Below are 22354 nucleotides of genomic sequence, written 5' to 3'. Positions count from 1 at the left end.
CCGTGCCGAAGGGACACGGCACGGCACCCGCATCGTCACGGCAGTCAGCTCTCGGCCCCCGCCGTGAGGGCGGCGGCCAACTCGTCGGCCCCGGTCCGGTCGAACTGCCCGCTGATCCGGAGTTCCCCGTCGGTGATCGGCACCTGGACCGACGGTGCCGAGATGACGGTGCCCCCGACCGTGATCGCGATCAGCTTCCCGGTCCCCGCCAGGGACGTCGTGAGATCGCCGAAGGTCTTGGCGCCGAGGGAGTCGAACTCGACGTCGACCTGCCACCTGCCGTTCGCCTGGTCGGCCTTGGCGCTCTTCACGTGGCTTCCGGACAGTGCCGAAGGGCCGAGGTGGTACTTGGTCTTGCCGTCCTCGGAACAGGCGTCGAGCTCTTGCGTGTCGGCGGAGGGGGCTGTGGCGGACGGCGAGCAGTCCTGAGCGGATACATCGGTCACGGGGCGGAACGTGACCGGCCCTGAGAGGCGCGGCGATGCGGCCGAGGAAGCCGAAGGCGATGTCGAAGCCGAAGCCGATGCCGACGTCGACGTCGACATGCTCGTGGCCGACGAAACCGGCGCGGTCTTCACCGAACCCGAACTGCTGCATCCGGCCAGTGCTGTGGCTCCGACGGTCGTCAGCAAGGCCCATCGCACCGCACGGCCCACGTTCCGCCCCACTAAGACTCAGTGCCCGAAGTCGAACCAGTGGACGTTAACATAGTCCGCCGGCTGGCCACTGGTGAACGTCAGGTACACCGTGTGGACCCCGGTCACGGCCGACACGTTCGCCGGCACGGTCCGCCAGCTCTGCCAGCCGCCGGTGTCGGCGACGGCGAAGCTGCCGAGGACCGGGCTGGTCGGGCTGTCGAGTCGGACCTCCACCAAACCGCTGACGCCGCCTGCGGCCCCGGAGGCGACCCGTCCGTAGAACTGGGTCGCCGGCGTGGAGCCGAAATCGACGTTGTCGTAGCGGAGCCAGCAACCGTTGTGGATCCAGCCGACATCCTGCGAGCCGCCGGGCGGACCATCCGAGGTGGTCTCGGTCTGCGTACCGTTGTTCGCCGAGCTGGAGGATGCCGCTATCGCCGAATAGGCGCTGATCGTGTTGCCGCTCGGAGTGGTCGACGGCGGGGTCGAGGGCGTCGTGGTGGGCGTCGTGGTCGGCGTTGTGCTGGGCGTCGTGCTGGGCGTCGTGGTCGAACCAGAACCCTTCGACAGCACGCTCACGTAGTCCACGAGCATCGGCACTCCGGACGCCGTCGCCGCGGTCGGACCACCGCCGAACGCCCCCGGGAACCCGCCGCCCATCGCGACGTCCAGGATCAGGAAGTAGCCGTGGTTCGTGGCGTTGGCCCACGTCGTCGCGTCGACCTGGTCCGCGTTCACCTGGTGGAACTGCACCCCGTCCAGGTACCAGCGCAGTTGCTGCGGCGAGGCGCTGGTGTCCCACTCCACCGCGTATGTGTGGAACGCCGCCTGGCAGGTGCCGCCGGTGACGCAGGCGGTGTGGTTGCCGATGCCGGTGGTCTCGTTGCAGGGGCCGCCGGGGTCCACGCCGCAGTGGAAGGTCCCGTATTCGAGGTTCTGGCCCTGGACGTTCTCCATCACGTCGATCTCGCCGATGCTCGGCCAGTTCGTCGCGGAGGCCGGGCGGGCAGGGGCGCCCATCGACCAGAACGCGGGCCAGTAGCCGGCCGCCGCGTCGCCGGTCACGTTCGGCATCTGGATGCGGGCCTCCATGCGCAGCACGCCGCCGGCCGGGGGCTGGAAGTCGGTGCGCTTGGTCTCGATGCGACCGGAGGTCCAGTTTCCGGCGCCGTCCCGGATCGGCTTGATCGCGAGGTTCCCGGAACCGTCGAGGTAGACGTTGTCCGTGCTGTCGGTGTCCGTCTCGACCTCGCCGGTGCCCCAGTTCGCGGCGCCGCCGGGGTAGCCGGTGCCGAGGTCGTACTGCCAGTTCGCGGAGGACGGCGCGGAACCGGCGCCGCCGGTGAAGTCGTCCTGGAAGACGGTGGTCCAGCCGGCCGCGGGGGGTGGGGCGCTGGCGCTGGCGCCGTGCACGACGACGAGCAGGGCGGCGGGCAGGGCCGCGGCCAGCACCGCGGCGACGAGGCCGCGGCGGCGGGCGGCGGATCCGGTGGGCGGCGGCACTCCGGGTCTTGCGTGGCGGTTCAGGGGCATGGTGGACGGAACCTCTCATCGGTGGGGCGTCCCGGCCGCGCCGTGATGCCGGACGCCGTCTCGGAAGACTGCGCCGGAACAGGGTCCGGAAACGTTTCCGGCACGGTCGGGACTGTGAGCTCTCGGCAACCCGGGTTTGACGCGGATCGTGCACCCCGCACGGCCCGCTGTCAACACTCTGTGTTCTGGCCGGATACGTTTCCGCCCAGTCCGGGGTGATCTTTCCCAGTAGCCTGTGATCGGCTATGGTCTCTCCATGGTGGACATCCGCGAGTTGGCGCGGCGCAGCGGGGTCTCGCCGGCCACGGTGTCGCGGGCTCTGAACGACCGCGCCGAGGTGAGCCCCGAGACCCGGCGCCGGGTGTTGGAACTGGCCGAGGAACTGGGCTACTCCCCCAACCAGCCGGCCCGCACGCTGGTCCGCCGCCGCTCGGACATGGTCGGCCTGATCTGGGACACCGGCTACACCAAACAGGACCGCCGGCACCCGTTCCTGCTGGACCTGTTCGTGGGCATCAAGCAGACCCTGGCCGAGAGCGGCCACCACCTGATGCTGCTGTCGACCGCCGACACCGACGCGGCGGTGGACGTCTACCTGCGCGCCGCCCGCCAGCACAGCCTGGCCGGCGTCATCATGATGGGGGTCGACGAGTCGCATCCGGCCATCACCGCCCTGGTCGACAGCGACACCCCCTGCGTCGCGATAGACCTGCCGCTGCAACGGAACCGCACGACCCACGTCACCTCCGACAACCGCACCGGCGCCGCGGCCGCGGTCCGCCACCTGTACGAACTCGGCCACCGCGCCATCGCCACCATCACCGGTCCCCTGACCCTGATGCCCGCCACCGAGCGGTTGGCCGGCTACCGCCACGAGATGGCCCGCCTCGGCCTGTCCGCGCACCCCGACCACGTCGTCCACGGCGACTTCTTCCTCGCCAGCGGCTACGACTGCGCCGCCCGCCTCCTCGCCCTCCCCGAACCCCCGACCGCGATCTTCGCCGCCGGCGACGAGATGGCGATCGGCGCCCTGCACGCCCTCGCCGACGCCGGCCTGCGCGCACCTCGGGACGTGGCCGTCGTCGGCTTCGACGACATCGAGGCCGCCTCCCTCGTCCGTCCGACCCTGACCACCGTCGCCCAGGACCGTCTGGCCCTCGGCGCCGGCGCGGTGCAGGCGCTGCTCAGCGCGCTGGACGACGGCGGCACGGTGCAGGCGCCGTTGCAGGTGGCGACGCGGCTGGTGGTGCGGGGGTCGTGCGGGGCGGAGGAGATCAGGACCCCGCGTTGAGGTGCGGGGGTCTCCGGGCGGCTCCCGGGTTCCCCCGACGCCGAGGACTCTTTGCTTTTTCCGTGATTCAGAGCCCTGACACCATTAGACTCCCGCTGATTCGAGCGCCGGGCTTCAGGGGGAGCTGTGAGCCAGACACAGAACGGAAGCGGGAGCGGGAGCGGGAAGCGCAGCACCCGGACCGACACGACAGCGCTGGCCATCGCGCTGTGCGTGCTGTCCGCGGTGTTCGGCGCGGCCCTGGTGTACAACGGGGTCCTGGCGGGCGTCGCGACCGCCGTGACCGCGATCGCGGCGGTCGCGACGATGATCCTGCTGGCGAAGCCGGACAAGGGCCCGACGATCACACAGCTGTCGCTGGTGTTCGTCGGGGCGCTCGCCGCTTGCGGAGCGGCGGCGCTGATCGCGAACACGTTCTTCAAGGACGACCCGGCGCGCTCGGTCTCCATCGCCTGGCACAGTGTCAGCGGGAACGAGCCCACGACGGCCGCACCGGCCCAGGCCCAGATCCGGGTCGACAAGGGCGGCACGGTGGCGGCCGAGCTCCAGGCCCCCGGCCACCTCAGCCGTCTGTCGCTGACCGTGCGACTCATCGACCCGACGCCCGCCGCCGGGGTGTGCCGCAGCCTGGTGACGCTGTCCGTCGATCCCGACAAGCCGTCCCAGCCGCTCGACGACGGCAACGCGGTCACCCTGAACGTGCCGTCCGGAGGTTCCTTCGAACTGACGGCGAAGCTCCGCGAGGGCGACCAGTGCCCGATGCTCCTGCAGGTCACCGACGCCACGTTCCACAACTGAACACGGAGGACCGACGGATGCCCACGAAGTTCATCAGTACCCTGGCAGCGCTGGCCGCCCTGGCCTTCGGCGTCTCCCCGCTCGTCGGCTGCGGTTCGTCGCTCTCCCGGCCGACGACGCCCGACCAGCCCCGGCTGACCATCGGCTTCAAACAGGACCTGCCGGGACTGTCGCAGGAGGTCGGCGGGCACTTCGAGGGCTTCGAGGTCACCATGACCGAAGCTCTGCTCAAAACCCTGAACCGCCAGTACACCGCGGTCACGGTCAACCAGGCCGACTGGCAGGCGTCGCTGACCGATCCCACCTCGCAGAGCCACGTCGACCTGGTCATCGCCGCCATATCCGACCGCGACTCCTCCCAGGCTCCCGGAATCTCGTTCGCGCGGTCCTATCTCAAGACGGACCTCGGCGCGCTCACGCTGTCGACGAAGAACCTGAAGGTGGCGCAGGAGGGCGATCTCCGGCCCCTCTCGGTCTGCGTCACCACCGGGACCACCGCGGCGGCCGAGATGGCGGCGCTCAAGAGCACCGGGGTCGTGCAGGCCGACGGATCGGGGGCCTGCCTGGACCTGCTCAAGGCGGGGAAGGTCGACGCCTTCGTCGACGACCGCATCATCCTGCAGTCCCTGGTGATCGAGCACGACAAGGACCCGCTGCTGCTGGCCGACGCCGACTTCGGCAAACCCCAGTACTACGCGATCGCCATGAAGGCCGGGAACCCCCTGTGCGAACCCCTGGTCCAGGCGTTGAAGACGTACATCCACCAGGGCGACTGGGCGGACTCGCTCAAGAACTGGCTGGGCCTGAAGATGACGAAGACCGACATCATCAACGCCTTCTCGGCCGAGAGCTACATCGACGACAAGCAGTGCTACCCGAAGGCCAAATAGCCACCTCACCATCCACCCGGCACAGCCACCGTTCCATCCACCCGGTTTCCACCCTCCTTCCACCCTCGGGTGGAAGCGGTTGCACCCTCTGAGCTGCGAATCTCTAAGTGTCAGCAAGAACGCAGCAGCTCTAGAGGGGAAACCGCCACCATGGACGCCAGCATCTGGATCGTCAACCTGATCGTTCTGGCCTCGGTGCTCGGCAGCGACCTCGGCCGCCGCAAGGTCGGCCCGGCCCGTCTGCTGCGCCCGGCCATCGCCGCCGCCGTCATCGTCCCGATCTACGTCAAGCATCCCGCCACCCACGGCACGGGGCTGGTCCTGGAACTCGCCGGGGCCGCGCTGGGCCTGCTGCTCGGCTTGGGTGCCGCCGCGCTGATGCCGGTGCGCCGGGACGAGGCCGGGGTGGTGCGCACTCATGCCGGCGCCGGCTACGCCGTCTTGTGGACCGCCGTGATCGGTGCCCGCCTGATGTTCTCCTACGGCGCCAACCACTGGTTCACGCAGCAGCTGGGCACGTGGATGTACGACCACCAGGTCACCGTCGACGCTCTGACCGACACGCTGATCGTGATGGCCATCGCGATGCTGCTCGGCCGCACCGGTGCCCTGGCCATCAAGCGCAACAACGTCCCGACCACCGCTGCCGCCGCCGACCGGCCACACGCGCTGGTCTCCTAGGACCCCCACCGGATACAGCACCACCCCACGAAGACCGCCGGGTGCCCCCCGCCCGGCGGTCTTCGCTGTCGTCTCAGACCTGGACCCGCTCCCGCAGCACCGCGTCGAGGTGGGCGGCCCATGCGCGCACGACCTCGGCGCGCCGGGCCGAGTCGTCCGTGAGGACGTCTGCGAGACCGAGGCCGCGGGCCAGGTCCAGCGTGGCCTGCACGAGCCGGTGCACCACCTCGTCGCCGTCGTCGACTCCGAGCGCCTCGATGGCCATGCGGTACGCGACGCGGCCGAACTTCTGCTCCAGCGGGACCACGCGCTCGCGGAGCGCTTCGTCGGCCGCGGCCGCGGTCCAGACTTGGAGTGCCGCCTTGAACAGCGTGCCGGTGAAGTGCTCGACGAGGCGCGCCACCACCGTCTCGGTCGGGGTCGCGCCCTGGAGCGTCGTCAGCTCGGCGCGGGTCTGCTCGATGCGCTCGTCGAACATGTGCTCCAGGGCGGCGGTGATCAGGTCCTCACGGGTCGGGAAGTGGTGCTGCGCCGCCCCGCGCGAGACGCCCGCGCGCTCGGCCACCACCGCCACCGTCGTGGCGCTCCAGCCCAGGTCGGCGAGGCACTCGACGCACGCCTCCAGGAGGCGGCGGCGGGTGGCTCGGCTTCGGTCCTGCTGGGGTTCGCGCATCGGTGGCGGTACCTGTCTGGTCGGTTCCTGGTCGGCTGGCCGCTATTGTGCCCAGCGCGGGGGCCTGCGCTGCAAGAACGCGGTCATCCCCTCCACCGCCTCCTCCGACGCGAACAGCCGTGCCGAAGCCGAGGCCAGGGCGTCGGCCTCGGCGTCGAAGGCGGCCAGGACCGGGGCCGTCACCAGCTTCTTCGACTCGGCCAGGCCCTGCGGCGAGGCCAGGCGCAGGGCCGCGACCAGCTCGTCGACGGCTTCCGGCACCGCGTCGGCGGCCATCGTGACCAGCCCGAGCGTCTCCGCCTGAGCCGCCCCGAACGTCTCGCCGGTGAGGAAGTAGCGCGACGCGGCGCGGGACGTCAGGCGCGGCAGCACCGTCAGCGAGATGATCGACGGCGCCACGCCCAGCCGCGCCTCGGTCAGCGCGAACGTCGCCTTCGGCCCGGCGACGGCCAGATCGCACGCTGCCACCAGGCCCATCCCGCCGGCCCGCACGTGCCCCTCGACCGCCGCCACGACCGGCTTCGGCAGCTCGACCAGCGCCCGCAGCAGGCCGGCGAGCGCCCGGGCCCGGCCCGCCACCGGTCCTTCGGGATCGATCGGCTCGGACGTCGCCTCGGACAGGTCGGCACCAGCGCAGAAGGTGGTGCCGGTGTGCCCGAGGACGACCGCCCGAACCTCGGGATCCGCGGCCGCGGCCCGCAACCCGGCGTGCAGCTGCGCCACCAGGGTGGAGGACAGGGCATTGCGATTGCGCGGTGAGTCGAGCGTCAGCCGCGCCACCCCGTTCTCCGCTTCGTACCGGACCAACGGCTCGCTCATTCCGCCTCCTCCTCGACGACCGCCAGCACCGCGCCGACGTCCACCTGGCTGCCGACCCCGACCGGCAGCGAAGCCAGCACTCCGGCCACCGGAGCAGAGATCTGATGCTCCATCTTCATCGCCTCCAGCCACAGGATCGGTTGGCCGGGGGCGACGACGTCCCCGGCCGCGGCGCCGAGCCGCACGACCGTTCCCGGCATCGGCGCCAGCAGCGATCCGGCCGCGACCGCGTCGGCCGGGTCGGCGAAGTCGGGCGCGAGGGTGAACGTCACCGAGCCGGAGGGCGAGTCGACCACGACCGCGTCGGAGTAGCGGCCGACCTGGAAGGTGCGTCGCAGACCCTTGACGTCGAGGACCACGGTCGCCGGGGTGGCCGAGACCAGGGTGACGCCGGTGACGCCCTCGAAGCCCTCGGCGGTCAGGCCGTCGCGGCTGAACCGGTAACGCACCTCGTGGTCGGAGCCGCCCGCGCTCAGGACCCGCCGCTGCGCCTGCGACGGCAGGTTCCGCCAGCCGCTCGGCAGCCCGGCGAGCACCGGTGCGGCGGCCCGGTTCGCCGCCGCGACGGCGAGCGCCCCGGCCAGCGCCGAGAGCCGCTCGGCCTCCGGCCCGACCAACGGTGCGGCCAGCGCGTCGAGTCCGTGCGTGGTGAAGAAGGCGGTGTCGGTGTCGCCGGCCAGGAATGCCGGGTGTCGCAGAACGTTGACCAACAGGTCCCGGTTGGTCACCAGCCCGTGGATCCGCGCTCCGGCCAGGGCCGATGCGAGTACCCGCGCCGCCTGCTCCCGCCGGGGCGCCCACGCGATCACCTTCGCCAGCATCGGGTCGTAGTGGACGCCCACGACCGACCCCGACTCGACGCCGGAGTCCAGCCGGACCAGCGGCTCCGACCGAGTCGCCGGGTCAGGGGTCTCGAACGCGCAGGTCACGCCGGGCACCGAGAACCGGTGCAGCGTCCCGGACACCGGCTGCCAGTCCTTCGCCGGGTCCTCGGCATACAGCCGCACCTCGATCGCCGACCCCCGAGCCGGCGGCGGCGCGTCGGGCAGCCGTTCCCCGGAAGCGACCCGCAGCTGCCACGCGACCAGATCCAGCCCCGTCGTCAGCTCCGTGACCGGGTGCTCGACCTGCAACCGCGTGTTCATCTCCAGGAACGCGAACGAGCCGTCCGGCGCGACCAGGAACTCGACCGTCCCCGCGCCCACGTACCCGATCGCGCGCGCCGCGTCCCGGGCGGCCGCGAACAGCTTCTCCCGCAGACCGTCCGTGGCTTCCACGAACGGCGAGGGCGCTTCCTCGACGACCTTCTGGTGCCGCCGCTGGATCGAACACTCGCGCTCGCCCGCCGCCCAGACGGTGCCGTGCGCGTCCGCCAGGACCTGCACCTCGATGTGGCGGCCGGTCTCGATGTACTGCTCGCAGAAGACGGTGCCGTCGCCGAACGCCGACTCGGCCTCGGCACGCGCCGCCTCCCACTGCCCCGCCAGTTCGCCGAGCGTTCGGACCACGCGCATGCCGCGCCCGCCGCCACCGGCGGACGCCTTGATCAGCACCGGCAGATCCGCTTCGGTCACCTCGTCGGCGCTCAGCTCCCTGAGCACCGGGACGCCGGCCGCGGCCATCATCTTCTTCGCGGCGACCTTCGAGCCCATCGCGGCGACGGCGGCCGGCGGCGGTCCGATCCAGCGCAGTCCGGCGTCCAGCACCGCCTGGGCGAAGTCCTCCTTCTCGGACAGGAAGCCGTATCCGGGGTGGATCGCGTCGGCGTCGGCAGCCAGCGCGGCGGCGATGATCAGGTCGGCCCGCAGATAGGTCGCCGCCGACGTCTCGCCGGGCAGCCGCACGGCGACGTCGGCCTCCCGGACGTGCGGCGCGTCCGCGTCGGCGTCGGAGAACACCGCGACGGTGCCGTACCCGGACCGCCGGCAGGTCGCGAACACCCGGCGCGCGATCTCGCCCCGGTTGGCCACCAGCACGGACCGCACCGGTCCGGCCATGAACTCAGCCATGAAAGCCCTCCTAAAGACGGAACACGCCGAACCGCTCCGCGCCCTGCACCGGCGCGGTGGCGATGACGGACAAGCAGAAGCCGACGACGGTCCGGGTGTCGCGGGGGTCGATGACCCCGTCGTCGTAGACCCGCCCCGACAGGAACAGGGGCAGCGACTCGGCTTCGATCTGGGCCTCGACCAGTTCCCGCATCTGGGCGTCGGCGGTCTCGTCGAAGGGCTGGCCCTTGGCCGCCGCCGAGCCGCGCATCACCAGTGAGATCACGCCCGCGAGCTGTGCCGGGCCCATGACCGCGGACTTGGCGCTCGGCCAGGCGAACAGGAAGCGCGGGTCGTAGGCGCGGCCGCACATGCCGTAGTGCCCGGCGCCGTAGGAGGCGCCCATCAGGATGGAGATGTGCGGCACCGTGGAGTTCGACACGGCGTTGATCATCTGGGCGCCGTGTTTGATGATGCCCTTCTGTTCGTACTCCTTGCCGACCATGTAGCCGGTGGTGTTGTGCAGGAACAGCAGCGGGGTGTCGTAGCGGTTGGCCAGCTGGATGAACTGCGTCGCCTTCTGCGCCTCCTCGCTGAACAGCACGCCGCGGGTGTTGGCCAGGATCCCGACCGGGTAGCCGTGGATCTCGGCCCAGCCGGTGGCCAGCGAGGAGCCGTAGAGCGGCTTGAACTCGTCGAAGTCGGAGCCGTCGGCCACCCGGGCGATCACCTCGCGCGGGTCGAACGGCGTCTTCAGGTCCGGCGGCACGATCCCGAGCAGGTCCTCCTCCGGATACAGCGGCGGGATCACCGTGGCGCGCGGCTGGGGGCCCTGCTTGTGCCAGTTCAGCCTGCTGACGATGCGCCGCCCGATCCGGATCGCGTCGCGCTCGTCGGCGGCCAGGTAGTCGGCCAGTCCGGAGGTTCGGGCGTGCATTTCGGCGCCGCCGAGCGACTCGTCGTCGCTCTCCTCGCCGGTGGCCATCTTCACCAGCGGAGGGCCGCCGAGGAAGACCTTCGACTGCTCCTTGATCATGACCACGTGGTCGGACATGCCGGGGATGTAGGCGCCGCCGGCGGTGGAGTTGCCGAACACGATGGCGATGGTGGGGATCCCGGCCGCGGAGGCGCGGGTGATGTCGCGGAAGGTCCGGCCGCCGGGGATGAAGACCTCCTTCTGGGTCGGCAGGTCGGCGCCGCCGGACTCGACCAGCGCGATCACCGGGAGCCGGTTCTGCTCGGCGATCTCGTAAGCGCGGAAAGATTTGCGCAGGGTCCACGGGTTCGTCGCGCCGCCGCGCACCGTGGGGTCGTTGGCGACGATCAGGCACTCGACGCCGGAGACCACCCCGATGCCGGTGACCAGGGCCGCGCCCACGGTGAACTCGCTGCCCCAGCCGGCCAGCGGCGACAGTTCCAGGAACGGCGAGTCCGGGTCGAGGAGCAGTTCGACGCGTTCGCGGGCCAGCAGCTTGCCGCGGTCGTGGTGGCGGGCGGTGTATTTCGCACCGCCGCCGGCCAGCGCCTTGGCGTGCTCGTCGTGGATCTGGGCCAGTTTGGCGCGCATCGCCTCGGTGTTGGCGGCGTGCTCGGGCGAGGCAGCGTCCAGCGCGGTGCGCAGCGCGGTCACGGGCGGAAGCCCAGCACGCGGGCGGCGAGGCCGGTCATGACCTCGGTGGCGCCGCCGCCGATGCCCAGGATCCGGACGTCGCGGTAGTGGCGTTCGACCTCTGATTCGCGCATGTAGCCCATCCCTCCGAACAGCTGCAACGCCTGGGTGGCCACCCATTCGGCGGTCTCGACCGCGGTGTTCTTGGCGAAGCAGACCTCGGCGATGAGGTCGCTCTCGCCGGCGACGGAGCGGTCGATCAGGGCGTGGGTGTAGGTGCGGGCCACGTCGATCTTCCGCGCCATCTCGGTGAGCGTGTTCTGCACCAGCTGCCGGTCGATCAGGGGTTTGCCGAAGGTCTCGCGGTGGCGTGTCCACTCCACGGCCAGGTCCAGGCAGCGCTGCGCGTGCGAGTAGGCCTGTGCGGCCAGGGCGACGCGCTCGGACAGGAAGTGTTCGGCGAGCTGGAAGAACCCTGAGTTCTCGGCGCCGACCAGGTTCGCCACGGGCAGGCGCGCGTCCTGGAACGCCAGTTCGGCCGTGTCGGAGCACAGCCAGCCCAGCTTCTCCAGACGACGGCTGACCGTGAAGCCCGGCGTTCCCTTCTCGACGACCAGCAGCGAGATCCCCGCCGCGCCCGGTCCGCCGGTGCGGACCGCGGCGACCACGTAGTCGGCGCGCACGCCGGAGGTGATGAAGGTCTTGGCACCGTTCACGACGTAGTGGTCGCCGTCGCGACGCGCCGTGGTCTGGATCCTCGCGACATCGCTGCCGCCGCCGGGTTCGGTGACGGCCAGCGCCCCGATCAGCTCCCCGGCCAGCGTCGGCTGGACCCAGCGCTCGATCTGCGCGGGGTCGTTCGCGGCCACCAGGTGCGGTGTGGATATCCCGCAGGTGAACAAGGATGCGAACAAGCCGCCGGAGCCGCCGGCGTAGTGCATCTCCTCGTTGACGGTGATCGCGTCGATCAGGTCGCCGCCTCCGCCGCCGGCCGCGAGCGGATGAGCGACGCCGAGCAGCCCGAGCGCCCCCGCCTTCTTCGACAGTTCGCGCGGCAGCTCGCCGGCCCGCTCCCAGGCGTCGAGGTTCGGCAGGACCTCCTGTTCGGTGAATCTGCGGACCGTCGCGCGCAGGGCTCGGCGTTCCTCGGTCGACCAGGCGGGACTGGACAGGCGGTTCACTGCTCGCTTCCTTTCAACAGGGAGGCGGGGAGGTCGGCGTTCCGGGCCCTGAGCCATTCGCCCAGGCCCTTGGCCTGCGGGTCGAAGCGGGCCTGGGACGACACGCCGGCGCCGAGGATGCCCTCGATCACGAAGTTGACGGCGCGCAGGTTGGGGAAGACGTGCCGGGTGACGGTGAGGCCGGCGGTCTCGGGAAGCAGGGTCTTGAGACGCTCGACGGTCAGCTCGTGGACGAGCCAGCGCCACGCCGTGTCGTCGGCGGTGCCCTCGAAGCTGTCACGAGCCCACACGCCGAGGTTGGCGTCGCCGCCCTTGTCCCCGCTGCGAGCGCCGAAGACGAGGCCGAGCGGCGCCACGCGGGTCGGTTCGCCGGCCGGAAGCCGCTGCGGGAGTTCGGGATCGGCCGCGGGTTCGAGGACACGGGTCTGCTCCGGGTGCGGGACGACCACCCGCTCGCCGTCGGCCAGGACCGCGGTGTGGGTGACCTCCGCGGCGGCCACGTACGCCGCTGTGTAGACCCCGTAGGGCGAGGCGGCGCCGGGCGGCGCCGTCATGGTGAATCCGGGGTAGCCGGACAGGGCGAGCTCGACCGCCGCTCCGCTGAACGCCCGCCCGATGATGTCCGGGTTCTGGTCCCGCACGACGCAGCGCAGCAGCGCGCTGGCGGTCTCCTCGGTGTCGGCGTCGGGGCGGTCGGTGCGGACCAGGGTCCACTCCATCGATGCGGGGGCCGTCGCCAGCCCGTCGACCAGCTGCGCCTCGGCCAGGTCGGCCTTGGCCTCGATGGACAGGCCGGTGAGGACGAACTCGACCTCGTTGCGGAAGCCGCCGAGCTTGTTCAGGCACACCTTCAGCGTCGGCGGCGGCGCCTCACCGCGGACGCCGCTGATCCGGACCCGGTCCGGACCCTCCTGGGCCAGGGTCACCGAATCCAGCCGCGCGGTCACGTCAGGGTTCGCATACCGGTGGCCGCCGATCTCGTACAGCAGCTGCGCGGTGACGGTGCCGACGCTCACCGCGCCGCCGGTGCCGGGGTGCTTGGTGATGACGCTGGAGCCGTCGGCGTGCAGCTCCGCGATCGGGAACCCGGGCCGGCGCAGGTCGGCGATCTCGGTGAAGAAGGCGTAGTTGCCGCCGGTGGCCTGGGCGCCGCACTCGATGACGTGCCCGGCGACGACCGCCGCGGCCAGCCGGTCGTGGTCGGCCGGTCCCCAGCCGAACCGGGCGACCGCGGGGCCGACGACCAGCGAGGCGTCGGTGACGCGGCCGGTGACCACGACATCGGCCCCGGCCCGCAGGCAGGCGGCGATCCCGAAGCCGCCGAGGTAGGCGTTCGCGGTGAGCGCGCCGGCGAATCCGAGCTCCGCGGCGCGCGGCAGCAGGTCGTCGCCTTCGACGTGGGCGATCGCGGCGTCCAGCCCGAGGGCCCCGGCGACCTCGCGGAGCCTGGCGGCCAGCCCCGCCGGGTTCAGCCCGCCGGCGTTCGCCACGATCTTCACACCGCGTTCCAGGGCGAGGCCGAGCGAGTCCTCCATCTGCCGCACGAAGGTCTTGGCGTAGCCGAGGCCGGGGTTCTTCATCCGGTCGCGGCCGAGGATGAGCATGGTGAGCTCGGCGAGGTAGTCGCCGGTGAGGACGTCGAGCTCGCCGCCTTCGAGCATCTCGCGGACCGCGCCGAACCGGTCGCCGTAGAAGCCGGAGGCGTTGCCGATCCGCAGGACGCCGATCACGCGAACCGGCCCTTCACCCGGCCGGACCCGCTGGGCCCGGCGAACACCTGCGCGATGTCGAGCCAGGCGTTCGCCGCCGGGCCGACGGCCTGCACCGCGAGGTCGTCGCGGTGCCGGCGCTGGGCGACCAGCAGGCAGAAGTCGAGCGCGGGTCCCGTGACCCGCTCGGCGGCGTCCTGCGGGCCCCAGGTCCACAGCCCGCCGCTCGCGCCGTCCTCGCCGTCCGGGGCGCTGAGCTCGACGCGGAACTCCTCGGCCGGCGCCTGCATGCCGCGCTGGAGGAAGGCGAAGTCGCGGGTGCGGACGCCGAGATGCGCGACGTGGCGCAGGCGCGCGGTCGGCTCGCGGCGGACCCCGAGGGCGTCGAAGACGTCCTGACCGTGGGCCCAGGTCTCCATGAGCCGCGCGGTGGCCATGGTCGCGGCGCCCATCGGCGGGCCGAACCAGGGCAGCTTCTGACCGCTCGGCACGGCGGCGAGCGCCTCGGCCAGCGCCTGGCGGTCGGCGCGCCACTTCGCGAGCAGCGCCGCCGGTTCGAGCCGCGCGCCCTCCTCGGCGACGGCGTCGACGAACCCCGCGCCGCCGGCCTCCCGCAGCGCGCGGGCCACGAGGGCGGTGAACTCCTCCGGGTCCCGCGCCGCGAGCGCCGCCACCTCGTCAGTCCACGCCAGGTGGGCGACCTGGTGCGCGATCGTCCACCCGGGCGCGGGGGTCGGCGTGCGCCACCGGGCCGTGTCGAGCGGCGCCACCAATGCGTCCAGGGCGCCGCTTTCCGCGGCCAGGTCCTGGAGCAGATCGTCGATCACTGCCATCGCGCCTCCCGGGTGCCGGTTGCCGTGCGCTTGCGAGCCTGGCAGGCCGGAAAGAAAAAATCAATCATGCATGCTTGATTCTTGCGGCGCGGTCGGCCCCGCCGAGGGCCGCCGGTGCGGTGGAATGGATCGTGGACCCATTCACCTGGACCTTGATCGCCCAGCAGAAGAAGTGGCTCGGCCGGCGGCAGCCGGCTTCCGGCCAGTCCCGCGACCCGGCCGCCCTTGCCGCGGCGGCCGCCGACGCCCTGCTCGCTCTAGCCGACGCGACCGACGATCCCCGCGCCGCGCTGACCGCCCACCTCGCTGCGCGCTACGAGCGATCACTCGACGCCGGCGCGCCGCCACTGCCCGGCTCCACGTTCAACCCCGACCGCGCCGCCTGGATCGCCTCGCTCCCCCGCTGTCTCGCGGCCACCGTGGTGGTGATCACCGATGAACGGGACCGGGTCCTGCTGGTCCAGCAGCCCTACCTCACGATCGCGCGCAACTGGGGCCTGCCCGGCGGCGGCGCGGACGACGACGAACCACCGCACATCACCGCACAGCGCGAATGCCTGGAGGAGCTGAGCATCGCCGTGCCGATCGGCCGTCTGCTCGCGATCGACTGGCGTCCGGCCACCGACCGTCCGCCCCTGCTGATCTTCGCCTACGACGGCGGCCGCCTCACGCCGGAGCGGATCGAGGGCATCCGGCTGCTCGACGGCGAGCTGTCGCAGTACGGGTTCTTCACCCTCGAAGAGGCCGCGACACTGATCCCGCCCCGCGGCCACGTGTTCCTCACGGCCGCCTTCGAGGCGCGGGCCTCGGGTAACGTGGCGGATCTCAGGATCCTGTAGCGAAGGTGGGAACCGGTGAGCGGTCTGCAAGCACTCCTCCAGGCTTTCGTCGACGACGGCACGATCTGCGGCGGCGTGGCGCTCGTGGCGCGCGGCGCCGAGGAGGAGGTGGCCGTCGCGGGGACCGCCGAGCTCGGCGGTTCGGTACCGATGGCGCGAAACACGATCTTCCGCATCGCCTCCCTCACCAAGCCGGTCACCGCGGCGCTGGCGATGCTGCTGGTCGAGGAGGGTCGCCTCGGGTTTCAGGACCCGATCTCGCAGTGGCTGCCGGAGCTGGCGGACCCGAGTGTCATGCGGACGCCCGACGGGCCGCTGGGCGACGTGGTGCCGGCGAGCCGCCCGATCACCGTGGAGGACCTGCTCACGTTCCGTGCCGGCTGGGGCTTCCCCGACGACTTCACGTGGCCGGCGGTCGGTGCGCTGTTCGAGCTGGGGGCGCAGAAGTACGCCCGGGACCCGCAGAAGATGCCGGCGCCGGACCAGTGGGTGAAGGACCTCGCCGGAGTGCCGCTGCTCTTCCAGCCCGGCGAGCGCTGGCTCTACAACACCTGCGGCGACATCCTCGGGGTGCTGATGGCGCGCGCCACCGGCACACCGCTGCCGGAGCTGTGCGCCGAGCGGATCTTCGACCCGCTGGGGCTGACCGACACCGGCTTCGCGGTGCCCGCCGCCGACCACGACCGCTTCACCGCGTTCTACTCCCCCGGGCGAGTCCGGTCTGGAGCCGGTCGATCCGCCGGACGGGCAGTGGAGCACGCTGCCTGCCTTCCCGTCGGCTTCCGGCGGGCTGGTCTCCACCGTCGACGACTACCTCGCCTTCGCCCGCACGCTGCTGCCCGGCGCGACCGGGCTGCTGTCGCCGGAGTCGGTGCGGGTGATGACCACCGACCACCTCACCGCGGCCCAGCGGGAAGCCGGCACGCTCTTCCTGGAGGGGCAGGGCTGGGGATTCGGCGGGTCGGTGGACATCGCGGAGCTCAACCCCTGGAACGTCCCCGGCCGCTACGGCTGGGCCGGCGGCACCGGCACGACCGCGCACATCGTCCCGGCGACCGGGACCGTCGCGGTCCTGCTGACGCAGACCGGCATGACGTCGCCGACCCCGACTCCTTTGCAGAAGGCGTTCTGGACCTACGCCGCCGACCCACGCTGAAGCCGGGCCCGGGGCCTGGGGCCCAGGCCCGGGCTACGGCGCCTACCAGCCCAGCTCGTGCAGCCGGTCGTCGTCGATGCCGAAGTGGTGTCCGACCTCGTGGATCACCGTGGTCCGCACCTCGCGGACCACGTCCTCGTAGCTGTCGCAGATCCGGAGGATCTGGTCGCGGTAGATGGAGATCCGGTCCGGGAGCACACCGCTGTACCACTCGCCCCGCCCGGTCAGCGGCACGCCCTGGTACAGGCCCAACAGTCCGGGATACGGCGCCTTCTCTTCGACGACCACGGCGACGTTGCGCATCTGCTTCGCCAAGGCCTCCGGAATGGAGTCCAGCGCCTCCCCGACCAGCTGTTCGAACTGTTCGGGCGGAATCGTGATCACGTTCTCATAGTAATCGCGGGAAGGCATTGAGGGACGCGACCGTACCAGTCGCCCAGAGGATCAGTACTCTGCGATCAAGTGCGCCTCTCCGAGCCGGCGCCGGCCACGTCGCCGGCGCCGTGCGCACTACCCGACCACCAGCTGCGGGTTGCTCGGCACGCTCTCGTGGTGCAGCCGGTCGACCGCGCTCACGTAGTACGTGTATCCCTGCCCGGCCACCGCGCTCGTGTCCGTCCAGGCGTTGAACAGCCCCGGCACCGCCCGCACCGTCCCGAGCATGTTCTTCGCGTCCGCGAAGTCACACTCCCGGTGCGGCGGCAGGCCCGCGAAGCGGTACACCGCGTAGTACGCGGCCTCAGGGCCGTGCGGACGCCGGTGCAGCCACTCCAGCTCGACGCCGGAGGACGTGCGCCGGGCGGCCGTCAGCGCGGTCCGGTCCGGGGCCGGACCGGCGTGCCGCGCCATCTCGGGGACCAGCGCCGGGGCGGCGTACAGGTCCGTGATCAGGCGGGTCTCGAACCCGAGAGGGTCGGTGAGCAGCTTCGTCACGTTGAAGAAGATGTCGCCGGCGGCCTCGGGGTATCCGCGGTTGAGGATGAGGTGGTTCGGCATCTCGTCGGGGTCCAGCCAGGCCGGCGGGTTCGAGATGCCGATCTTGGAGACGGTCTGCCCGATCAGCAGCTGCGTCCCGGTGCCGTCGACGACCTTCGACCACCAGTCCAGCAGCACGTCGTACGCGGCCACCGGGAAGCCGATGTTCCAGTACAGCTGCGGCGCGATGTAGTCCACCCAGCCCTTCCGCACCCAGCCGCGGGTGTCCGCGTACAGGGCGTCGAAGGACTGCAGGCCGTTGGTCGCCGAGCCCAGCGGGTCGGTCGCGGCGTTGCGCCAGATGCCGAAGGGGCTGATCCCCCACTTCATCCACGGTTTCACCGCCCGCAGCTCGGTCTGCAGGGTGCTGACCAGCCGGTCGATGTTGGCCCGGCGCCAGTCCGCCTTGGTGGCGAAGCCGCCGCCGTAGGCGGCGTACGCGGCGTCGTCCGGGAAGTCGGTCGTGCCGACCGGGTACGGGTAGAAGTAGTCGTCGAAGTGGATCCCGTCGATGTCATAGCGGGTCGCGACGTCGGTGATCACCTTGACGTCGAACTCCAGCACCTCCGGGATGCCCGGGTTGTAGTACAGCTGTCCGCCGTACTGGACACACCAGTCCGGGTGCACACGAGCCGGGTGTGTCGGCACCAACTTGGCCGGGTCGGGCTGGGTGGAGACCCGGTACGGGTTCAGCCACGCGTGCAGCTCCAGGTTGCGCTTGTGCGCCTCGGCCACGGCGAACGCCAGCGGGTCGTAGCCGGGGTCCTGCCCCTGCGTCCCGGTCAGATACTGCGACCAGGGCTCGTACGGCGACGCGTACAGCGCGTCGGCGGCCGGCCGGATCTGCAGGTAGACCGCGTTCATCCGCATCTTGACCGCGTTGTCCAGCAGACCGGTGAGCTCGGCCTGCTGCTGCTCGGCCGTGAGGCCGGGCGCGGAGGGCCAGTTGATGTTGGAGACGCTGGCGATCCACACGCCCCGCAGCTGCCGCTTGGGGTGCGCGGGGTCGCCGGCGCAGGCCCCGCTGCCGGAATCGGCGGTATCAGCGGTATCGGCGGTATCGGCGGCGGCCACCGGCAGGCCGCCGGTCAGCAGCCCGCTTCCGGCCAGCGCGGCGGACAACCCCGCGGACACCCCGAGGAACCCTCTACGGCTGGGAACGATCGTCATCGTCTACCTCACTGTGATGGAAGCCGAGCCGGACACCCCGCCAGTCGTCACGGTGACCGTCACGCTGCCGGGAGAATGAGCCGTCACCACGCCGCTGACCGGGTCCACCGACGCGAGCGACGGGTCCGAGGACTCCCAGTGCCGCGAAACGGGATCGGCGACGGGCACCGGCAACGCCGTGGCGTCGGAGCCGGTCAGCGAGGTGCCGGTGGCGGTCAGCCGCTCGGTGCCCCCGACCGCCAGTTCCGGCGCCGGAGCGGTCACCGCGACGGAGGCCAGCAGCGGCTGCACGGCGAACTGCACCGTGCCGTCCGGCTGGACGTCGAAGAGCCCGTAGTTGTAGAAGCCGCCCTGGTCGACCGGCGCGTAGGGAGTGGCGCCGAGGTCGGCGACGACGAAGTTCGGGACGCCGTCCGGGGACTCGGTGCCGTCCGGCAGCCGGACGTCCTCGGCCCAGCCGCGGGCGTGGCCGAACAGCATCAGCACGTGCACGCCGGGGTGGGTCTTCTGATAGCGCTGCACCAGCCGCTCGTACATCCGCGCCTCGAAGCGGTCCGAGAACTGGCTGTCGGCGCGCGGGTGCGGATCGTAGGCCGGGACGTGTGTGGTGACGATCGCGACCTTCTGCGTGTTCTGCGTCAGCTGCTGCGCCAGCCACAGGTACTGCGACTGGTCGGTGTCGACGTTCTGGTACGGATCCGAGGCCGTGATCCCGATGTGGCCGCTGTCGGTGACGATGACGCGCGCCGCACCCTGGTCGTAGGCGTAGTGCGTGGCGCCGAAGACGCCGGCGAAGTCGCCGTTCTCCGGGGTCGCGCCCTGGGTGATCTCGTGGTTGCCCACGGCGTCGTGATACGGCACCCCGAGTCCGTCGAGAAGGCCCTTGAGATAGGTGAGGTCCGTGGTCTGGCCGTCGTCGGCCATGTCGCCGAGGGCCTGCACCATCGACGGCTCGGCCTGCGCCGGCAGGTTCGCCAGCAGGTCCGGCATCGCCTTGAGGGCGACGCTGCCGGTGCCGGTCGGGTCGGCCGCGGTGACGTGCGCGTCGTCGAACGCGGCGATGGTCGTGCCGCCGGCCTTGAAGGAGCTCACGTCGCTGAACTGGAGCCAGGAGGGGTTCTTCGGGATCGGCGTGTAGGTCGGCGGCACCGGCGGGCGCGGCGAGTAGACGGCTTGCAGGTCGGCCAGGTGGATGTCGCCGGTGAGGTTCGGGCCGGGCTTGATGACGACCAGGCCGAGGTAGTTGACGCGCAGCGGGTACTGCAGGCCCGGGGGCAGCTTGGCGACCACGTACTGCCAGCCGTCGAACGTGACGCCGGTCGGATAGAAGCTGGTCGGCTGGTTCGTGGACTGCCAGATCCCGACGTTGAGGGTGACGATGCCGGGGGCGAGGCCGGCGCCGGGGCGGGAGGCCAGGTCCGCGTTGCCCTTGACCCACACGCCGATGCCGATCGGCGCCTGGGTGCCGTTGAGCAGCGGGATCCGCTCGCTCTCGGGGTCGTTGAGGTAGATGCTCAGGTCCAGGGTCTTGCTGACGTAGGGGTAGTTGTAGTGGACGTCGAAGGACCCCGCGTCGCCGGGGAAGGCCTTGGTGTCCGGGTCGAAGGTCAGCGAGCCGTTGTTCGAGCTGTGCGGCCCCGGGCTGGGGACCTTGCGCGGGTAGACGTTCATGTAGGCGTCGGTGACGGACCACTTGGAGATGTCGGCGAGCGTGTCGACGCCGACGGTGGAGCGGCCGACGGCGATGCTGACGGCGGCGGACCTGCCGCCGGCGCTCGCGGTCACCGTGGCCATGCCCGAGCCGGAGGCCGCGGCGGTGAAGGTGCCGTCCGGAGCCACGGTACCGAGGGACGGCGGGTCGACGGTCCACTTCACGGCGGAGGCGGGCAGCGTGACGGCCGTGCCGGACTGCGTCGTGCCCGCGGCGGTGATGAGCTGGGTTCCGCCATTGTCGACGTCGGCCTGGTCCGGTGTGACCGTGAGGCCGCCGAGGGCGGGGACGACGGTGAGCGGGACGACCGAGTGCGCGTGGCCGGCGGTGATGTGCAGGACGCCGATGCCCGGGCGGGCGCCGAAGGTCAGGGTGCTGCCGTCGACTGAGGCCAGCCATGGCGGCGAGACCTGGAGGGTCGCCGTATCGCGGGAGGGGTTGTCATGGGTGTCGAGACCGTAGGCGGAGACCGGGACCGTGGTGCCGGCCAGGGCGGTCAGGGGCTTGTCGTCGTTGACGACGGCCTTGACCGCGGGGCCGGGGTTCTTCTCGGTGCTGTAGACGAACAGGCCGTTGGCGACCGGGCGCTCGTGGCCGTCGGACGGGACGTTCAGCACCGAGGCCTGGGTCTGCCCGGGCAGGCGGCCGACCATCTGGGTGGAGCCGCCGCTGTCGAAGAGGATGGCGTCATAGGCGCCGTGCTGCATCATCCAGCCGGCGATCTGCGGGCGGGTCAGGCCTTGCGCGGTGTCCTCGGGCTGGTGGCCGTCGAAGGCCGCGAACACGGCGTGCTTGCCGTCCTGCGTGACGCCGACCGCGGTGACGGGGTTGTCGACGTTGTTCTCGCCGGGGCCGGTGAGCGGGACGGCGCGCTGACCGTCCCGGACCAGGACCGCGCCGCCGGACAGCCCCTGGACGACGTCGGTGTCCGGGCCCAGCTTCTCGGCGACGGCGACGTGGTCGCCGACGTGGACGTTCTGGGCGAGCCACTGGGCCTGGGAGCCCGAGCCGACGAGTTCCTCGGTGCCGGAGGCGAGCTGCTGGAGGCCGGTCACGCCCGCGGTGACGGAGTCCACGATCAGGGTGGTGCCGTCCTTGTCCAGGCGGCCGGCGGCGACCGTGGAGGCCGGGATCGGAGAGGGTGTGCCCAGGTCGGTGGTGACCCGGACGAGGGCGTCGCCGCCGGTGCCGCCGCTGCCGGACAGCGCGTCGACGGCGTTGACCGTGGTGATCGCGGTGCTGGCGGCGCCGTCGGTGACGGTGCCGGTGTAGGTCTCGGTGCCGATGCCGATGGTGCCGTCGTGGCGGACCCACAGATCGGCGTTCCAGGTCGGGTCGGGACTCTTCACCAGGCGGCCGTCGATGACGACCATGCCCAGCGGGCGTCCGCTGGCGTAGATCTGGAAGAAGTCGCCGTTGATGCCGGCCACCGCGCCGGTGCGGTGCGCCATGGACGAGGGGACCTCGTCCACCGGATCGGTCAGGTGGTCGTGGGACTCCACAACACCCAACCGGACGTTGGGGTCGGCGAGGTCGACGTCGAGGACTTGGGCGCGCTGGGCGCCGCCGACGGTTTGGAGCAGATCGGCGTGCTGCCGCACACCGTGGGTCAGCGTCCGGCTCGGCGTGACGGTCTCGTCGACGACGAGGGGCCACTGGTCCGGAGTCGGGGGGAGCCAGCCGGAGGCACCGGATGCGGAGGTGGACGCGGGTGCGGCTGCTGTCGCGGAGGCCAGGGCCGCCGAGCCTGCGGGCCCGGCCGTCGCCAGGCAGACCGCTGCCGCCGCCAGGGCGGCGGCAGCCGCTCTCCCCCGCCTGGGCCGCGGGGAACGTATTGGGGTCGACACCATGCCCTCCCTT

General features: G+C 71.7%; 18 protein-coding genes and 1 pseudogene. 7 read left to right on the top strand and 12 right to left on the bottom strand.

What is annotated here, in order from left to right; translation table 11 throughout:
• Positions 1 to 44 precede the first annotated feature (44 nt).
• Positions 45 to 446 (bottom strand): SecDF P1 head subdomain-containing protein, encoded by a 402-nt coding sequence (locus ABD466_RS25750; RefSeq protein ID WP_344659743.1) that lies wholly within the window; start codon positions 444 to 446, stop codon positions 45 to 47.
• 10 nt (positions 447 to 456) lie between these two features.
• On the opposite strand from ABD466_RS25750, the gene ABD466_RS25745 reads away from it, so the two are divergent.
• A complete protein-coding gene (locus tag ABD466_RS25745; RefSeq protein WP_344659742.1) occupies positions 457 to 711 on the top strand; it encodes a hypothetical protein in 255 nt (84 codons plus the stop codon).
• On the opposite strand, the gene ABD466_RS25740 is transcribed toward ABD466_RS25745, so the two are convergent.
• Entirely contained in the window at positions 675 to 2171 is a 1497-nt protein-coding gene (locus tag ABD466_RS25740; protein ID WP_344659741.1) for a glycoside hydrolase family 16 protein, read from the bottom strand. The genes ABD466_RS25745 and ABD466_RS25740 overlap by 37 nt on opposite strands.
• A 256-nt stretch (positions 2172 to 2427) precedes the next feature.
• Here ABD466_RS25740 and ABD466_RS25735 point away from each other — a divergent pair, with 256 nt between their 5' ends.
• The 4 genes from ABD466_RS25735 (at position 2428) to ABD466_RS25720 (ending at position 5831) form a co-directional block, all read left to right on the top strand.
• On the top strand, positions 2428 to 3462 hold the full coding sequence (locus tag ABD466_RS25735) for a LacI family DNA-binding transcriptional regulator (RefSeq protein ID WP_344659740.1): 1035 nt from the start codon (positions 2428 to 2430) through the stop codon (positions 3460 to 3462).
• 126 nt (positions 3463 to 3588) lie between these two features.
• Positions 3589 to 4260 (top strand): hypothetical protein, encoded by a 672-nt coding sequence (locus tag ABD466_RS25730; protein ID WP_344659739.1) that lies wholly within the window; start codon positions 3589 to 3591, stop codon positions 4258 to 4260.
• 17 nt (positions 4261 to 4277) lie between these two features.
• Positions 4278 to 5150 (top strand): transporter substrate-binding domain-containing protein, encoded by an 873-nt coding sequence (locus ABD466_RS25725; RefSeq protein ID WP_344659738.1) that lies wholly within the window; start codon positions 4278 to 4280, stop codon positions 5148 to 5150.
• Between the two features lie 150 nt (positions 5151 to 5300).
• On the top strand, positions 5301 to 5831 hold the full coding sequence (locus tag ABD466_RS25720; RefSeq protein WP_344659737.1) for a hypothetical protein: 531 nt from the start codon (positions 5301 to 5303) through the stop codon (positions 5829 to 5831).
• A gap of 73 nt (positions 5832 to 5904) precedes the next feature.
• Here ABD466_RS25720 and ABD466_RS25715 read toward each other — a convergent pair whose 3' ends face one another.
• Genes ABD466_RS25715 through ABD466_RS25685 form a run of 7 tightly spaced genes read right to left on the bottom strand, consistent with a single transcriptional unit; the run spans position 5905 to position 14643 of the window.
• Positions 5905 to 6504, bottom strand: coding sequence for a TetR/AcrR family transcriptional regulator (locus ABD466_RS25715; protein ID WP_344659736.1), 600 nt, complete (start codon positions 6502 to 6504; stop codon positions 5905 to 5907).
• Between the two features lie 42 nt (positions 6505 to 6546).
• Entirely contained in the window at positions 6547 to 7323 is a 777-nt protein-coding gene (locus ABD466_RS25710; RefSeq protein WP_344659735.1) for an enoyl-CoA hydratase family protein, read from the bottom strand.
• Positions 7320 to 9332: an ATP-binding protein gene (locus tag ABD466_RS25705; protein ID WP_344659734.1), complete on the bottom strand. Its 2013-nt coding sequence runs from the start codon at positions 9330 to 9332 to the stop codon at positions 7320 to 7322. Before ABD466_RS25705 ends, ABD466_RS25710 begins: the two co-directional genes overlap by 4 nt.
• 10 nt (positions 9333 to 9342) lie before the next feature.
• Positions 9343 to 10941 carry an acyl-CoA carboxylase subunit beta gene (locus ABD466_RS25700; protein WP_344659733.1) on the bottom strand — a complete coding sequence of 533 codons (1599 nt, stop codon included), beginning with the start codon at positions 10939 to 10941 and terminating at the stop codon, positions 9343 to 9345.
• Positions 10938 to 12101 carry an acyl-CoA dehydrogenase family protein gene (locus ABD466_RS25695; protein WP_344659732.1) on the bottom strand — a complete coding sequence of 388 codons (1164 nt, stop codon included), beginning with the start codon at positions 12099 to 12101 and terminating at the stop codon, positions 10938 to 10940. Before ABD466_RS25695 ends, ABD466_RS25700 begins: the two co-directional genes overlap by 4 nt.
• Positions 12098 to 13831 (bottom strand): acyclic terpene utilization AtuA family protein, encoded by a 1734-nt coding sequence (locus ABD466_RS25690; RefSeq protein ID WP_344659731.1) that lies wholly within the window; start codon positions 13829 to 13831, stop codon positions 12098 to 12100. The genes ABD466_RS25695 and ABD466_RS25690 overlap by 4 nt, the downstream gene beginning before the upstream one ends.
• Positions 13828 to 14643 (bottom strand): TIGR03084 family metal-binding protein, encoded by an 816-nt coding sequence (locus ABD466_RS25685; protein ID WP_344659730.1) that lies wholly within the window; start codon positions 14641 to 14643, stop codon positions 13828 to 13830. Before ABD466_RS25685 ends, ABD466_RS25690 begins: the two co-directional genes overlap by 4 nt.
• Positions 14644 to 14774: 131 nt before the next feature.
• On the opposite strand from ABD466_RS25685, the gene ABD466_RS25680 reads away from it, so the two are divergent.
• Positions 14775 to 15482, top strand: coding sequence for an NUDIX domain-containing protein (locus ABD466_RS25680; protein ID WP_344659729.1), 708 nt, complete (start codon positions 14775 to 14777; stop codon positions 15480 to 15482).
• Between the two features lie 15 nt (positions 15483 to 15497).
• Positions 15498 to 16638 (top strand): annotated as a pseudogene (locus ABD466_RS25675) (serine hydrolase domain-containing protein).
• Positions 16639 to 16680: 42 nt separating this feature from the next.
• On the opposite strand, the gene ABD466_RS25670 reads toward ABD466_RS25675, so the two are convergent.
• The 3 genes from ABD466_RS25670 to ABD466_RS25660 form a co-directional block, all read right to left on the bottom strand.
• A complete protein-coding gene (locus tag ABD466_RS25670; RefSeq protein WP_344659728.1) occupies positions 16681 to 17022 on the bottom strand; it encodes a metallopeptidase family protein in 342 nt (113 codons plus the stop codon).
• Between the two features lie 126 nt (positions 17023 to 17148).
• Entirely contained in the window at positions 17149 to 18783 is a 1635-nt protein-coding gene (locus ABD466_RS25665; protein WP_344659727.1) for a glycoside hydrolase family 10-like protein, read from the bottom strand.
• A 3-nt stretch (positions 18784 to 18786) separates the two neighbouring features.
• Entirely contained in the window at positions 18787 to 22341 is a 3555-nt protein-coding gene (locus ABD466_RS25660) for a phosphodiester glycosidase family protein (RefSeq protein WP_344659726.1), read from the bottom strand.
• Between the last annotated feature and the right edge of the window lie 13 nt (positions 22342 to 22354).

The organism is Catenulispora subtropica (genome assembly GCF_039531675.1).
Taxonomy (GTDB): domain Bacteria; phylum Actinomycetota; class Actinomycetes; order Streptomycetales; family Catenulisporaceae; genus Catenulispora; species Catenulispora subtropica.
Note: the sequence above shows the minus strand (reverse complement) of the source record. Positions and strands in the feature narration are given on the sequence as shown.

Excerpts from the sequence above, each read along its gene's own strand:
- ABD466_RS25710 (WP_344659735.1), bottom strand. The coding sequence starts at position 7,323 with ATGAGCGAGCCGTTGGTCCGGTACGAAGCGGAGAACGGGGTGGCGCGG.
- ABD466_RS25715 (WP_344659736.1), bottom strand. The coding sequence starts at position 6,504 with ATGCGCGAACCCCAGCAGGACCGAAGCCGAGCCACCCGCCGCCGCCTC.
- ABD466_RS25720 (WP_344659737.1), top strand. The coding sequence starts at position 5,301 with ATGGACGCCAGCATCTGGATCGTCAACCTGATCGTTCTGGCCTCGGTG.
- ABD466_RS25705 (WP_344659734.1), bottom strand. The coding sequence starts at position 9,332 with ATGGCTGAGTTCATGGCCGGACCGGTGCGGTCCGTGCTGGTGGCCAAC.
- ABD466_RS25725 (WP_344659738.1), top strand. The coding sequence starts at position 4,278 with ATGCCCACGAAGTTCATCAGTACCCTGGCAGCGCTGGCCGCCCTGGCC.
- ABD466_RS25735 (WP_344659740.1), top strand. The coding sequence starts at position 2,428 with ATGGTGGACATCCGCGAGTTGGCGCGGCGCAGCGGGGTCTCGCCGGCC.
- ABD466_RS25665 (WP_344659727.1), bottom strand. The coding sequence starts at position 18,783 with ATGACGATCGTTCCCAGCCGTAGAGGGTTCCTCGGGGTGTCCGCGGGG.
- ABD466_RS25740 (WP_344659741.1), bottom strand. The coding sequence starts at position 2,171 with ATGCCCCTGAACCGCCACGCAAGACCCGGAGTGCCGCCGCCCACCGGA.
- ABD466_RS25685 (WP_344659730.1), bottom strand. The coding sequence starts at position 14,643 with ATGGCAGTGATCGACGATCTGCTCCAGGACCTGGCCGCGGAAAGCGGC.